This window comes from Rhodopirellula sp. J20-39, assembly GCF_057365095.1.
Genome location: NZ_CP195123.1, coordinates 5,174,833 through 5,189,298, shown reverse-complemented (window position 1 = coordinate 5,189,298; position 14,466 = coordinate 5,174,833). Strand labels below are relative to the sequence as shown.

10 protein-coding genes are annotated in these 14,466 nt (G+C 55.5%); all 10 read right to left on the bottom strand.

Features of this window, described 5'->3' with window-relative positions:
• Positions 1–592 precede the first annotated feature (592 nt).
• The 10 genes from ACR3ZL_RS18745 to ACR3ZL_RS18700 all read right to left on the bottom strand — a co-directional run bounded on the left by ACR3ZL_RS18745 (position 593) and on the right by ACR3ZL_RS18700 (position 14,329).
• Entirely contained in the window at positions 593–1,633 is a 1,041-nt protein-coding gene (locus ACR3ZL_RS18745) for a helix-turn-helix transcriptional regulator (protein ID WP_473651577.1), read from the bottom strand.
• A gap of 166 nt (positions 1,634–1,799) precedes the next feature.
• Positions 1,800–2,192 (bottom strand): hypothetical protein, encoded by a 393-nt coding sequence (locus ACR3ZL_RS18740; protein ID WP_473651578.1) that lies wholly within the window; start codon positions 2,190–2,192, stop codon positions 1,800–1,802.
• Between the two features lie 119 nt (positions 2,193–2,311).
• On the bottom strand, positions 2,312–4,327 hold the full coding sequence (gene argS / locus ACR3ZL_RS18735; protein WP_473651579.1) for an arginine--tRNA ligase: 2,016 nt from the start codon (positions 4,325–4,327) through the stop codon (positions 2,312–2,314).
• A 38-nt stretch (positions 4,328–4,365) separates the two neighbouring features.
• Positions 4,366–4,845 carry a ribosome silencing factor gene (gene rsfS / locus ACR3ZL_RS18730; protein WP_473651580.1) on the bottom strand — a complete coding sequence of 160 codons (480 nt, stop codon included), beginning with the start codon at positions 4,843–4,845 and terminating at the stop codon, positions 4,366–4,368.
• A gap of 230 nt (positions 4,846–5,075) precedes the next feature.
• Positions 5,076–6,146, bottom strand: a complete 1,071-nt coding sequence (locus tag ACR3ZL_RS18725; RefSeq protein ID WP_473651581.1) for a mannose-1-phosphate guanylyltransferase — start codon at positions 6,144–6,146, stop codon at positions 5,076–5,078.
• A gap of 159 nt (positions 6,147–6,305) precedes the next feature.
• Positions 6,306–8,597, bottom strand: coding sequence for a multiheme c-type cytochrome (locus ACR3ZL_RS18720; RefSeq protein ID WP_486173595.1), 2,292 nt, complete (start codon positions 8,595–8,597; stop codon positions 6,306–6,308).
• A 50-nt stretch (positions 8,598–8,647) separates the two neighbouring features.
• Positions 8,648–9,334: a hypothetical protein gene (locus tag ACR3ZL_RS18715; protein ID WP_473651584.1), complete on the bottom strand. Its 687-nt coding sequence runs from the start codon at positions 9,332–9,334 to the stop codon at positions 8,648–8,650.
• A complete protein-coding gene (locus ACR3ZL_RS18710) occupies positions 9,331–10,212 on the bottom strand; it encodes a MotA/TolQ/ExbB proton channel family protein (protein WP_473651585.1) in 882 nt (293 codons plus the stop codon). The genes ACR3ZL_RS18715 and ACR3ZL_RS18710 overlap by 4 nt, the downstream gene beginning before the upstream one ends.
• Entirely contained in the window at positions 10,209–12,170 is a 1,962-nt protein-coding gene (locus ACR3ZL_RS18705) for a hypothetical protein (protein ID WP_486172869.1), read from the bottom strand. Before ACR3ZL_RS18705 ends, ACR3ZL_RS18710 begins: the two co-directional genes overlap by 4 nt.
• Positions 12,170–14,329: a hypothetical protein gene (locus ACR3ZL_RS18700; RefSeq protein WP_473651586.1), complete on the bottom strand. Its 2,160-nt coding sequence runs from the start codon at positions 14,327–14,329 to the stop codon at positions 12,170–12,172. The genes ACR3ZL_RS18705 and ACR3ZL_RS18700 overlap by 1 nt, the downstream gene beginning before the upstream one ends.
• Positions 14,330–14,466 lie beyond the last annotated feature (137 nt).

The following is a 14,466-nucleotide window of genomic DNA, read 5'->3' as shown; positions in this document are numbered from 1 at the left end:
GACGCAGCGAGTCCGTTTGTTACGTCAAAAGTCGAGGCCTCGTAACGGTTTGGACACGAGCCCTCGTCCACGATTGCGGTTTGCGGAGCTTTTTCGATTTGAACGTGTCTGCGGAAGTGTCCACTGGCTGAACTTTCAATCACTTGCCGCGTTCATCCTGAGGCGACGGGTGGGTGAGGCACCCGAATAAGGAATTGAAGTTATTCATTTCCGCTGAAGATCTGGCGGAAAAGACCCGATCTATCTTGCTGCAGCAGGTGTATTGCCTAAAATGCACATAGCAAACCTTGTGAGGTTTGTCAGGCTCAGCCAAACACATCGGCAGAGGGATCATTTTTAGGGTTCGTCCTGGTCAACTAAAGGCAAGTGCAGTAGCACGCCGAGACCAGTGCGATTCTCCCAGCGGCTCCATTTTGCCGCCGACTGGCTGTAGCCGAATTGGACCGGTAGGGTGTCTCGATGGAGACAGCCTGCCGGTTTTTTTATGCCATCACAGTTCGTCAATGGGCTTGTCTGCGTCGCTTGTAGGCCTTCGCCCGCTGGGGGTGTCTACGATTCGGACGCCGTACTGTGCTCGCTGCAGGACAGGGGGCTATTGGTATTTTTGGTTCAACGTTTTGATCACCGAAGCAACCGCTTCCCGGTACTCCGCTGGCGAGATGACCTCCGCATCCGCTCCCAACGCCAATACCTTAGGGAGTAGTTCACGAGGGTGAGATGCTGGCACGGTTAGAATTTGGTCTGCGTTAGGATCAAGCGTTTCGTTCTCGCCCAGTGGTTCGGCGGGTTCCAGTGTTTGATCGGGATGCCAAGGGTCTTCTTTGAGGTAGGAAGCGGATCGCGGCCCGACACGGATTTTGACTTCGGTTGACGTTTCGCCGGAGAAAATCCCGATACTCTTGGATAAGAACTTCGCCAAATCGACGTGAGGGTCTGGCTTGAAGTAGTCGTCCGTCACGGTCGCTTGCTGAAAGCGGTCCAGCTTCCAGTTCCGTAGACGCTCTGAAGCATCGGCCACTTCGGGAGCCGCCGCGACGACATAAATGCTGCTTTGATGCACTGCCAAAGCGTACGGCTCAATGCGACGTTGGCTTGCTTCCCGACCGACGGATTTGTATTGAATTTCCGCAACGCGGTGTTCCAAAATGCACCGGGTGATCGTCTTTAGCATGCCCGCTTGGGCAGCGTAGGTTTTCGATGGGGTGCCTGATACGTAGAGCACTCGGCGATACCGCTCGTAGTGTTCGTAGACACCTTCCGGAATCGCTTCTTGGACTTTGTTCCAGAACGTCTCGATCCCTTGCCAGTACTGAGTTCCCATTAGCGGGGTCAGTAGTTCACGTCCAATCGCCAGGGCGATCAATTCGGTGGCTGAGAACGCGATCTCGTGGACGGCTGTGTGGTTGCGACCCAGCTTATAAACCTTGCCCCGTTCAACCTGCTCATTCTGGATGTCGTATCCAGCGGCCTGTAACGCCTCGATGTCGCGGCGGACGGTGCGGCCGTGCAGCGTTGTCAGTCCAAGATCCGCTACCAGGTCGCCACGTAGTTCTTCGACCGTGCGTCCAAACCGAGAAAACTCCAGCAACTGCAAAAGTTTGTGCTGGCGAATCAGTTGTTCATTTCGAGCCACAGCAGAATCCGTCCCAAGGAAGTGAAACTAACACCTCCTTAGCTTAGAACTCCGGCGACTAGAAAGGTAGCCGGAGTGTTGCAGACAATCCGATGATCGTCTTGTCGTTACCGGTCATCGGCTGCCCGAAGGCAGCGCTAAACCAATGGATCCGATCTGAGTCGGATCAGTCGGTGAGCTGTTCAAGTGCTGACAGAGCAACGCGAGCGTTCTCGATACCACCCATTTCATCAACAAGACTCTTGGCCTTGATCAACGAATCCAAGCTGATTTCGCCGGAAACGGCGTTGGCTGGCTTGCGGCCTGGACGTTTGGCGGTGACAGCACGCTTTGCGCTGCGACCGGGAGCCTTGGTCGCGCTAGTCGACTTCGCTGCCGTGCCACGCTTGCTGGGGTTCTTCTTTGAGTTTGACTTGACCGTGCTGACGAATTGCGCGTTCACTTCAATCCCTTTCTCCTTCATCGCATCAACCACTTCGCGTGGCTTTGCCTTCGGGTTAGCAGCATAGTAATCGCGAATTTCTCTGGACTTGTTAACGCCCGGCTTCTTTTTGGCCATGTTGTCTTTCACTATTCATTTTACAGGATCAAAGAAAATCGCAGTCCTGCAAAACACTTTGATCCGCTCACAGAAAATACTATGGACAAAATAGGCAAACAGCAGGGTTTGTCAATCCATTACATTCGATCTATGACACCGATATTAAGAAGTTCAAGTCCTTGTTTCAGTACACGTCCGGTTAAGAGGACTAATGCAACCCTAGTGTGTAAGACAACAGGGTCAGTGTTCCCTAGCACACGGCACGCTTCGTTGAACGTACTATATGTTTTTGCGGTGTCGTAAAGGTAGTCACTCATTTGGTTTGGGGCTTGACCTGCAATCGCACCCGCGATGGCTTCTTCAAACCTTAAGAGTGAGATTGCGAGGGCTCGTTCGGCATCTTCACGAAGCTCAAAGTTTTCTGGGTTGGTGGTTTCAACGACCCACTTTGCAATGTCATCGGTTTCGATTTCAGCAGCAACACGTCTTAAGATGCCTTGCGTACGTGCGTAGGAGTACTGCACATAGGTTGCGGTATTTCCCTCTAAGGCCACCATTTTGTTGACATCGAACCGGTAGTCGCTGGTTCGGTGATGCGATAAGTCGGCGTACTTAATCGCTCCGATACCAACAATTTCAGCAATATGGTTTTGTTCCGCTTCATCCATAGGCGGATCCATCACTGCAAGTCGTTCGGGGTTGCAGACAACTTGTTTTGCAGCGGCGACCGCTTCGTTAAGCAAGCTTTCTAAACCAATCAGTGAACCGCTTCGAGTTTTCATGGGCCGTCCGTCAGCCCCCAAGACGGTGCCAAAGTTCACGTGCACCAGTTTGATTCCATCCATGCCCATCGGACCGGCCATGGAGAAGAACTTTTCAAAGTGTTCGCTTTGACGTGAATCGACAACGTAGAGAATTTCGTCAGGCCCGAATGTCTCGCGTCGGTATTGCAAAGTTGCCAAGTCAGTGGTGGCATACAAATAGGCACCATCGCGTTTCTGAATAATCATGGGGCTATCAAAGCCATCCAAGAAAACGCAAACCGCCCCGTCGCTCTTGGTCGTTAGACCGAGCTTATCGAGTGTTTCAACGACAACGGGAAGGCGATCGTGATAGAAGCTTTCGCCAAGCACATGGTCGAATGTGACTCCGAGACGATCGTAAATGCGATTGATTTCATCCTTGCAATGCGGCAAGAACTTTTCCCACAAGGCGCGGTTTTCTTCATCGCCTTCATGTAGTTTTGCCGTCTCACGTAAAACCGCATCGGCAACACCAGGGTGTACCGAGGCGGCTTTGGCAAGTACCGGATCACTATCGACGGCAGCAATTTTTGCTTGAGCGGATTCGATTTCAGCTTTGACCGAATCGATTCGTCTCGCGGCGGAGTCGGCTGATTTGCGAGCCTTTTTCTTCTCCTTGGCCGATAGCTTTACGTCCGCGGCGGCTTGTTCCGCCAATTTAGACTCGGCTTCCGCGTTCGTTTTGGCTTCGGCCAGCTTGTCATCGAGTCCCGCGAGCGACGCCTTTGCCTTGTGATACTCGATCAATTGATTCGTCAATCGATAAAGGCTGGACAATTCCGGTACTGGATTGGCCGCTACCTTGTCGGGATCGCCGAAATGCTTGTAGCCATAGATAATGATCCCAAATTGGGTTCCCCAGTCACCCAAGTGGTTATCGGTGATCACGTCATGACCGACGAATCGGTGCAGTCGTGATAATGCGTCACCAATCACGGTCGATCGAATGTGCCCGACGTGCATCGGTTTGGCAACATTCGGGGACGAGTAGTCGATGATGATTTTCGACGGCTTTTCAACTTTACTGACACCGACTCTTTCGTCGCCAAGCATGTCACACATGGCTTGGTTTAAGAACGAGTTACGTAGTTTCAAATTAATGAAACCGGGGCCAGCGATATCGGGGGTCTCGCAAACCTCATCCAGAGACAGCGACTCGACCAGCGACGTCGCCACTTCGCGTGGCGGTTTGCCTAACCGTTTTGCCAGCGGCATCGAAGCATTGGATTGGTAGTCACCAAACTTGGTATCAGCCGCCGGCCGAATCATGCCGGCGTACTGGTCCGCGTCTTCGGTTAGTTTGGAAATGGCAGAAAAGAAGTGGTCGCGTAGCGTGGTCGTTAGGTTCATGAGTGCATCATGCGAGAGATATCTACGGGAAGAAAAAATCAGTCGTTGGGGGTAAGCCCGAGGTCTTCCAGCGGAATGCGCTTACCATCGGCCCACAGCGACTCGAGGTCGTAATACTCGCGTGTCTCTTCATCAAATAGATGCACTACCAAGCTGCCGTAGTCGAGAACGATCCAGCTACTTTCCTGATAGCCTTCGATTCCCATGCGACGATCGCCCATGCCTTTTTCCAAAGCATCGTCGATCTGTTCGCTGATCGCGTGCAGTTGACGGCGGCTTGTTCCGGTTGAAATGACGAAGAAATCGAATTCCGCTGATTGGCCGCTGATGTCCAGAACCAGCACATCGTGCCCGTTGTTTTCTAGGGCAACCCGAGCGGCTTCGGTGGCAATCTTGCGAGCTTCCTCAATCCCATGGGGACGGATCGCCCGACTGGGTTGTTCCATCTGGTTGGGTTGCTTGGCGGCCGCTTTGGACGATTTTGGTGAGGGAGTCGATTCGGGGGGCTGATCGGTCAAACTAACAGTGCTTTAGCAAAAAATTGGGGTGCTTCGATGGGGAACAAGCGGCAAAACCCGTTCCACAGACCGGAAGTGTATCGAATCCTTGGTTTTTGTCGAATCGGCCAAGGAAACCACGGCGTTGGATTTAAGAAAGTCGTCGGTTCAAAACACTCGTGACGCCAAAACCCCGCCAACGAGCTGTCATCTCTTTATATGAAAAAAAGGAGCTTTGAGACGATCAAGGACTAAATCTTGTCGATCTGGCCACGTTTTTCAAGTTCAGCGACCGCCTCACGCACACGTTCTTCGCTTGATCGTGGAGCAACCAGGGTCGCATCGGCGGTTTGCACCACGATCAGATCTTCCGTGTCAATGGTCACAATCGTGTGGCCTGGTTCACCTTGGACGATGCAGTTCTTCGAATCGATGCCAATGTGGTCACCTACGGCAGCATTGCCGTGATCGTCCAGAGGCTGGAGCCGTGCAACGGCTTGCCAACTACCGACATCATCCCAGTCGAAGGGGGCTTCGATAACGACGACTTGGTCGTGGCGTTCCATTACGGCATAATCGATCGACTTGCCTTCGATTGCGGCAAATTCCGAATCCAATACTTTTTCGAAGGAATCTGTACCGATCGCGGCAGCGATGTTTTGAAGGTGCTTGTGCATTTCAGGTTCGTGCTTGGCAAGTGCATCGAGAATGGTTTTCGCCTTCCACAAGAAGATGCCGCTGTTCCACAGGAAGTTTCCTTCGGCGACATACTTTTCCGCGGTCGCGCGATCGGGCTTCTCTCGAAAACATTCCACTTCATATGCATCGTGTCCCGCTAAGACGGTGCCTTGCTGGATGTATCCAAACGATTCCGCGGGATAGGACGGGCGAATTCCAAACGTCACGATGGATTCAGGTTGTTGTTCGATAACGGCCACACCACGGTGGACCGCATCGGCAAAATCATCGTGTCGCAAGATGACGTGGTCCGACGGGCATACCAACATGATGCCGTCAGGGTCTTCCGCAGCAACCATTGCCGCGGCCAACCCAACACAAGGAGCGGTGTCACGACGGCAGGGTTCACCCACAATCGCGTCGGGCCGCAGTTCGGGCAACTGAACCCCAATGGGTTCCACTAGCAATCGTGATGTAATCACGCTGGTGCGTTCGGCGGGAACGACCGCGTTGAGACGATCGCAAGTTGCCTGGATCATGGAACGCGTTCCCGCCAACGGCAGGAGTTGTTTCGGTTTCGTCTTGCGAGAAGCGGGCCAGAAACGTGTGCCACTGCCGCCGGCCATGATGATTGCGTGAAGCATATTGGTTCGTCGTGTAGGTGAGTCGTGAAGTTTGTGAAATTGGGAAACGCTAAGGGCGAGAAAACGAAACGCCACGCAATGAAAGTCGGCGTTGATTCATATCGATGTATATTGAAGCGTGCCGGTACAGGTGGAACATAAATCGCAGCTCAAGCCTTTCTATTGGGAGTCGATCTTTTCTTGCAACAACCGCAAGGCCATGCGAAAGTCTTCCACATCCGGTGCCAGTTCAACGGCACGTTGTAGTTGCTTTTTCGCACCTGGCAAATCACCAGCCAAATACAAGGCAAGCCCGTACCGATATTGCAGTCCCGGGTTGTCCGGCGCGAGCTTGGCATCGCGGCCTAGCAAAGGTAATTCTTCGGCTCGTAGTTGTTTGATCCAGTCCTGGATATTGGACGACTTGCCAAGCTTGGAATTGATTTGCTGAACCAGCGAAGCCGCACGGGGATCTTCGGCAGCCGACGTGGCGATACTATCGAGAAGCGCGGCTAGGTTCGTTCGAGGCCCCGTCGTGCCCGGTTCCACGGCCATTGCATTTTGGTAAGCGGTTAGAGCCTCGGTGAACTGTCCGCGTTGTTCGCTCAACATTGCCCAGCCCAGGTGCGAACCGGCACGGTCTGACGCGAACATCAATTCATCTTTGACGTCGTCTAAGATCGCGTCCACTTCGCCTCGTTCGGTGCCGACCATATTCGCGTACGCGCCGGACATGACCAGAGCTTTGGCTGCTTCGCTGCGCACCAATCGAGATTCATTGGTTAGCAGCGGTTTGAGTACCGACTTGGCCGCCCGAGGTTCGGCTCGGCCGATCGCACGTGCCGCCGAGGCCAGTAGCAGCGGATCAATCGACTCGGTGCCGGATTCGTGATTTTCGATTAGCTGTTTCGCCAACGCGATTCCCTCGCGGTGCCCGCGTTCGGTCATTTCATCTAAGGCGGTTGCCCGAGCGATGACAGGAGCGAGCGATTCATTACGGACGATCAGACGCAACGCTTTTTGCACGGCGTCACGGTCGTCTGCACGCAAGGCTGCCAGCGTTTCGCCATAGTGAGTGGGTGTTTGGCGATTCTCGCCGTACCATTTTTCGCAAGCGTCGTCACACCAAATATCGGTCCTGGCGATTGCTTCGGCGACCTCTTGGTCTCCTTGTTCGGCGGCAAGTAGCCAATCCTGATACAGCGTCAGGGACTTTTGCTTCTTAGCGGGCAAGGATTCGAGTTGGTCTTTGACGTGGCAATTACTGCAAGCGTTCGGCGTGCCGAGACTGACCGACAGATCGGGACGCGGGATGCGGAAGCTGTGATCTCGACGTGCATCCACTTCCATATATGTAGTATGCGGCATGTGGCAATTCACACACATCGCTGCTTCGCTGCCTACGGCGTGGTGATGGTGCGATGGAATGTCGTACTTGCCGGCGGGGTGTTGGTGGCACGACGTGCAGGTTTCGTTGCCGGTGTGCTTCAATTGCAAGGAGTGCGGGTCGTGGCAATCCGAGCAACGAATCCCCTTGTGATACATCTTGCTTTGTAGGAACGAGCCATACACGTAGACCTCATCTTTGATTTGGCCGTCGGCGTGGTAAGTGTTCTCTCGCAGCAGTTCCAGGTTGTAGAAGTCGTGATACGAATCACCGCCATGGAAAGAGCCGTCCAAGACGCCACGGCGTGAATGGCACGGCGCGCAGGTTTCCAGTTGAGCCTGTGAGTTTTCGCCTTTCAGTTTTGCCAGACCGTAGCCCAGGTGTCGGTCCCAAAACGGAGACTTGCTGTTGGCCATTTCCACATGCAAACTTGCGGGGCCGTGGCAGGCTTCGCAGCTAACGTCAATCTCAGAAAACGTCGTGTGATAGCTTTGCGTGGCAACGTCATAGTTGCGTTGTAAATTGGTCGAATGGCACTCCGCGCACATCGTTTGCCATCGCTGGGCAACGCCAGTCCAGTGCAGCGGATCATCGGGCTCGAGTTTGTCTTTGACATCCGGCGGACGCAGATAAAACCAACGTTTGTTCTTGGTGTCCCAGCTGATTCGAAGGACTTGAACGCGGGCGACCTCGTCTTCCTTGGTGTCCGCGTTGCGGTCGAACTCGACCATGTATTGCTGCAGGGGCTCGACTCCAAAAACATACTTGACTTCGAAGTTCTGCATCTTTCCGTCGGGGCCCTCGGTATGGACCATAAACTTGTCGCCGTCGCGGAACAGCCTATTTTGAAGTCCGTCGTGTTCGAACGTGACATCATTGAAGTCGCCCACGACCGTTTCATCGGTTGCCAGGTCCATGGCTAAGTCGTGATGCGAACCTTCAAAGGCGTGTGACTCGTTTTGGTGGCATTGAACGCACGTATCCCGTCCTACAAAGGTTGCTTTCGCGTCGGCGGGATAGCCGCTGAAATAGTCAGCCGTGACGACACCGGCAACCAACAGGCCACCAACCAATAACGCGCCCATCCAAGGACGTTTTTTGAGCGACTGAAATAGCGACAACGAGGGAGAAGGGTTCACTGAGGCAGATATGTTTCAAAGGTGTCGTTGGATTGATTGGCGAAGCGTTGAGCCAGAATCGCTGACGCTTCCATTCGCATTTGACGGATCAACGCAGCACGCTGGTCGTTCGCTGGGCCGAGCGATTCCAAGATGCGAGCGGTCCGTAATAGCGATTCCGCTGCAAGAAATTGTTGGTCGGTGGAAGATGAGTTCGACGAGTCATGGAGGCCACGGTCGTTGGTCCGGTCGCCAATCGCTTGGGCGGAGGTCTTATCGGTATTTCCAGGAATCAAACCGAATGGCGAGTCCTGCTTAGGGTCTAAAACGGAACCATCCAAGATGCTTCCACGTTGACGAATGATGTCCAAAACATCGCCAAGCAGTCCAGGAGCCTGGGGCGGTGCGTCCGTCTTCTGCAAAGCCTGTGTGATTTGCTCAACAGCCCGGTCGTCTTGAGGTGTTTGAAGCGGTGCTGGAGCTTCGACGGGCGCAAAAAGATCCGCTGGTAAGGGCGTAGGTGCCGAAGAAGCTTCAGCATCCGGCGATGGTGCGGGAACCAGCGGGTTGACCGGGATCGGGGCTAAACCGTCGAGCTGAAGCGGTTCTTGAGCGTAGCCTCTGCTGCCGAATAGGCTCGGGAAGATGCCGGTAAGCAAGGCAATCGAGGCCGCGAGCAATCCGGTGACGATCAGGCGAGTCATGGCTTCCCTTTCGTGCGTGGCTGAGGTGGCGCCAATGGAGTCGATGGGTGGGGGACGCTGGTTTGAGAGGGATTGTTTGGGCGTTTCAAGGCGGGATCGGCGGGAACTGGCGGTGCGGTTTCCACACTCGGCGGGTTCACCTTCGTTCCCAGCATCTGTGCCGGGGCGACTGGCCCGATCCGCGGAGTAGATGACGTGGCGGATGCGACCATTCTTCTTCGTAACGGAGACAAAGATCGTTCGGCGTGCATCGTGACTTCCGCCATTAATGTGTCGACACGATTACGTAGAAATCCGACGGCGGCGAGTGAAGGGATCGCAACGACCAAGCCGCCGACCGTGGTCACTAAGGCTTGATAGATCCCCTCGGCCAAGTCGCCCGCTCCCGCAGCACCGCTGGTCGCAGCCACTTGGCGAAATGCGAAAATCATCCCGGTCACCGTGCCCAGAAGGCCGACCATGGGAGAAAGATTAGCGATCATGGACAGGTAGTCGATCCGCCGGTGCATCGCGGCGGATCGTTCCAGCAGGGAATCTTCCACCGTCTTTTCGACCTCTGCCCAACCAAATTCACGTGTGGTCAGGGCCAACGAGACCACTCCGGCGAGCACGCTTGGGCGAGCGCGTAACGCTTCGTCGGCGTCGGCCACCTTCCCGTCACGAAGCAGTCCCGCGATGTCGTTGGATAAGCCGCTTGGAAGGATGTCTTCACGACGCAGCGAAAGTATTTGATCGATGACCAAATACGCCGCCGCAATGCTAAGGGAGACCAGCACCAATAGGATCATTATCCCAGGCCAACCGCCGCTGGTGACGATGTCCCACAGGGAATCGTTGGTGGTCGGCGGCGTCGTTTGTGCGTAGACGATCCAAGTCATTGTTTTTGTCCCGTTCGTCCAATCGACAATAGGAACTCGGCGTCCGCCAGCAACGGATCACTCCAACGCAACCGCAGCACGCCGGACGATTGTAGGTCCGCGATGATGGCGTCGTGTCGGTCTCGTAGGTTGCGTTCAATTCGGTCGATCCGCCGTCGGCCTTGGCAAATCGACAGCACGACCATGGCAAAGATCGATGTTGGAAGCAACGACAAAAGCAAGCCGGTCAACAACATCGATGCATGCGGCCGCGGGAAGAGTTCCAACGAATCGGCGATCACCGGACCATGATCGGTGGCAACGGAGCCCTGTGCAGCCAAACTGTTGGCGACGGAATTGGCATTGTCGGAGCTCCCCGAATCGGTGCTACCTAATAAATCGAACAAGGTATCGATGCTTGCGCCAAGATAGCTTTGATAGAGCGCGACGAGTGGGCCCGCCATCAGGCACCAAAAGATAACTGTCCCGATCAGCCCGCTGACCAGAGCAAACGTTCCCGACACACTGCCCTTTTGAATCGCTTCGTCAAACGCGGATTGGGATTGTTCTTGTAGGGCGTCCACGCCTGAAAGCCGCGCCGGCGGAGTGTCGTCGATTTCGTCGCGACCGTCCTCGGCGCCGACTTGTCCGCGACGCAATTGGTTCAGTTCGGATCGAAAGCGATGGGCCATCGGTCCCAGGCGATCGGTGACGGCGGCGGAGGCCCGTTGGCGAAGCCCGTTTCGCAAGTCGTGACCGGTTTCGTGCTGACCACGGATGTTTTGCACGCCGGTGTAGACGGCACCGACCAGCGACGGAATCGAGCCGGAAAATGACAACAGGACTCGGTCCCAGGCCCCGTGAGTCAAATTTAAGAGTGACAAGATCGTACGAAAAGGAAACCAAATCGCAGCGGTGTCGGACAATAGTTCCAGTCGCAAACGATTGCGAACCGCCGCTCGCAACGGGATCGGACCGCCGAGCAGGGTCGACGCAATTTGGGTTGGTAGCTTACGGGCTTCGGCATCGAGACGATCAATCGCGTTCGTCAAATCCGGAAGTTGATTCTGGAGCACTGAGGCGACGGCGGCGGTGAACCGGGCGTCCATGGCAGACAGGCGTGTGCCACGTCGGTGGTCGCCTGAGCCGGCTTCTTCGATGGCGAATTCGATCGATTTGCTAAGTGCTTCCGCCGCCGCCTTTCCAACTGCTTCTTCGCTTCGCGGGTCAATTTCAAAGTCGGGGACAATGACGGCGGGTTGGATACTGCTTTGCGGGGCTGTCTCTCTTAGGCGAGACACCAGTGTCTCGATATCCGCAGCCAGATCGGTTCCTGCCACACTGGATGACGATGTGTTAGACGTTGGTTGAGCACCGGACGAGCTAGCGGCTTCGACCGGGGCCATGTTCACGACGGGAATCACGATCGTGCCTTCGGATGCCGCGGCTAAGCCCGTCACCCGCTGGGAACGCAATTGGTCACGGCGAATCACCAACACCAAAACCGACGCTAATGATAAGGCTCGTTCGGCAACTCCCGCGATTCCGCGTCGATCGTCCGTTGCACCGGGGGCATCGACGATCAAGTAAGGCATTCCAATCGACTGCATCTTGGACGCGGCGCAGGCCACAAAGCGTTCGTGACGCGAATCAAGATCAGCGGGCGGTCGCGGCCCAATCCAGGTCAGCTTTTCGGTCGCTTCGTCGAGATTGTTGCCGCTTCGAATGGTCGCGGCGACCGATGCGTCGCTGAGTAATTGGCGGGTCAGCCACGATTTTCCTTGGCCGGTTGCGCCCACGATCGCAACGACGGTTGCGTCTTCGGCTCGGTCGGCCAAAACCATCTCGCGTGCATCTTCGTGTGAACGACAAAGGTCAAGGATCTCGGTGCCCGCCTCGCTATTGCCTAATACTCGAGTTGCGGCATGGCGAACCCGTTGGACAAACTGCGAACCTGCATCGGAATGGGACGTCTGCATTACACGTTCTCCGATCGAGGTAATAGCTTTTTCAGCTCGGACACAAATTCTTTCCGCACTCGGTACACGGCAATCGACGGGCCGCTGGTTTCGCTGCGGCTGATCTTGGATGTGGGTAACGCAATCTCGCTACCGCCCACTTGCACCCGCATCGGCGGATCAGGACGTGCGATGCCAAGTTCGTCACACAATACGGCGAGAAAGTCCGCGAGTTGTTGTCGGGCGGCTTGTTGTCCTACGTCTCGGGCCCCACGGTCGCTGGCCCACATCGCTGCCAATGTAGACAGCCCGGCGGCAGCCAATAGCTCGGGGATCGACGCGGCTAGGAACAAGTTGGCACCAAAGTCGATCGGCACCATCAGGACGGCACCGAACGTGGCGAATAATGCAGCCAACGGTGTCAGCCCAGTAGCGATCTTTTTGTGGACAGGAACCTCTTTCCACATTTGACGAATCGCGTCATCGAGCCGGCGCGGATCCAGCGTGGTGAAATCGTCTTGTTCGAATCGCGTCACCGCGCGTTCAATCGGCGGCAGAAGCAGGCTGTCTTGAATGATCGCCTCTAAATCGACATCGGTAGCATGGGCAGTCAACGGTGACGGTGCACCGGATTGGTTATCGCGATAATGTGATAGGACAATCGTGCCACCGTGACGCTGGATTTCACGCAGAAGTCCTTTCGGTTCGATCAGGCCGCCGTATTCGCCAGAACGAAATCGTCCTTTGATCTCGTCGGCAGTTTTTCGTGACAGGCCGGACGGCGTCAGGCTGCGCACCAAGTCGCCTGCGCCGCCCACGATTCGCCGCACAGTTGAGTTTAAACGCACGCCCCAGCGAGCATACCAGGGCGCCGTCGCAGCGAACGATTCGGATAGTTGCCGGATGATTCGTTCGCTTTGATGCAGGCGAAGTTCCATAACCTCGCCGCCGACTTTTCGGTTAGCGAAAAATTCTAGCGACGCATCCAATAGAACCCGTTGGCATTCACGGGTCTTGGCGAATGATTCTTCCGCGTCATCGCGAATCGCCTCCAAGCCTTCATCCCAAATCGTTTTTTCAAGATTAATTCGAAGGGCTCGGTGTAGTTGAGCGAACAGTTCGCCTCGATCCAGCTTCATCGGCAATGACGACAACAAGCGGTCGCTGGAGATCGCCGCTGGCGGATTGTCGTCTGGGCTTTCGGCCAACTCAAAGAACACGGGCAGTGGTTCGGTTTCGTCTTCGCCGTCCGGATTGGCGACCGGTTCGTCATCCAGTTTCGGGATGAACGGGCGAGAGGCAGGGACGTCGAAATCGTAGGCTGCGTAGATCGACGATAAGCCAAACTTCTTGGACAGTGGCGAAAACGTTTCGTGAACCTGATCGGGTGTTTGTCGGGGACGCACTTTATTGACGGCCAGCATCCGAGGTACGCCGGGCATCAAATCCGATGCGATTCGAACCAAATCCGCCAGCGTCGTGTCGCGTGAAGATGCCGCGTCGGTGACGATTAAGAACGCACTGCATAAAGTTGCGGCCCGTCCGAGCAAAGCTTTGCGTTCGGCGGGGGAGCCCAATCCGAGTTCCTCATCGGAAACAATATCGGGGCAATCCAACAAGCCGACGCCCACATCGTCCAGACCCGGGTCGGTGGCCAGCAACGCGACTGACAAACTGGAAACATCGCCGGCGCGATTGTTGTACTGGGCCGCGGCGGCTTCAGGATCCTCGGCAAGGTCTTCAGGCGGACTGCCCAATGAATCACCGATCCGCTGAACCAGCAAACTCCACAAGTCCACGTCGTCTCGCCAAGATTGGGGCAACCACAACACGAACCGGTGCGTGCCTTCACGGTTGGATGTGCCGCGGAGCGTGCGAGCTTGGCCGGCCGGACTCAAGAATGAACTGACCAGACTCGTCTTGCCGCTGTTGAGCATGCCGGCGACGGCCACCGTTGGACGCTGAATCAAGCGGCCCGAACTTTCCAGCCGACGACCCGAAGTCATCGTGTCTTTAACAACGGCCGGGCTAATACGGCGAAGTGCGGCAAGGAAACTTTCGCGTCCCTCCGTAGGTGCCAATCGAGCCAATGTGGCACGTCGGTCGTCGTCTTCGAGTAATGCCAGCAGTGCCGGCCAATCGATGTCCGGTTCTTTCGAAGAGCGACGAAGCGGGAACATCAAGCGGAAAGCAACAGGTAGGGGGGAGGAAAAGTCTAGGCAAACTGAAGAAGCGACTCAGTGAAATGCAGTGCCAATCGAGGCCCTTATCATCCTAGTTGAGCGTGCACAGCACAACCGGAGCCCGCAAAATGCAC

Excerpts from the sequence above, each read along its gene's own strand:
- ACR3ZL_RS18705 (WP_486172869.1), bottom strand. The coding sequence starts at position 12,170 with ATGCAGACGTCCCATTCCGATGCAGGTTCGCAGTTTGTCCAACGGGTT.
- ACR3ZL_RS18700 (WP_473651586.1), bottom strand. The coding sequence starts at position 14,329 with ATGTTCCCGCTTCGTCGCTCTTCGAAAGAACCGGACATCGATTGGCCG.
- ACR3ZL_RS18740 (WP_473651578.1), bottom strand. The coding sequence starts at position 2,192 with ATGGCCAAAAAGAAGCCGGGCGTTAACAAGTCCAGAGAAATTCGCGAT.
- ACR3ZL_RS18725 (WP_473651581.1), bottom strand. The coding sequence starts at position 6,146 with ATGCTTCACGCAATCATCATGGCCGGCGGCAGTGGCACACGTTTCTGG.
- ACR3ZL_RS18720 (WP_486173595.1), bottom strand. The coding sequence starts at position 8,597 with ATGGGCGCGTTATTGGTTGGTGGCCTGTTGGTTGCCGGTGTCGTCACG.
- ACR3ZL_RS18710 (WP_473651585.1), bottom strand. The coding sequence starts at position 10,212 with ATGACTTGGATCGTCTACGCACAAACGACGCCGCCGACCACCAACGAT.
- ACR3ZL_RS18715 (WP_473651584.1), bottom strand. The coding sequence starts at position 9,334 with ATGACTCGCCTGATCGTCACCGGATTGCTCGCGGCCTCGATTGCCTTG.
- argS (WP_473651579.1), bottom strand. The coding sequence starts at position 4,327 with ATGAACCTAACGACCACGCTACGCGACCACTTCTTTTCTGCCATTTCC.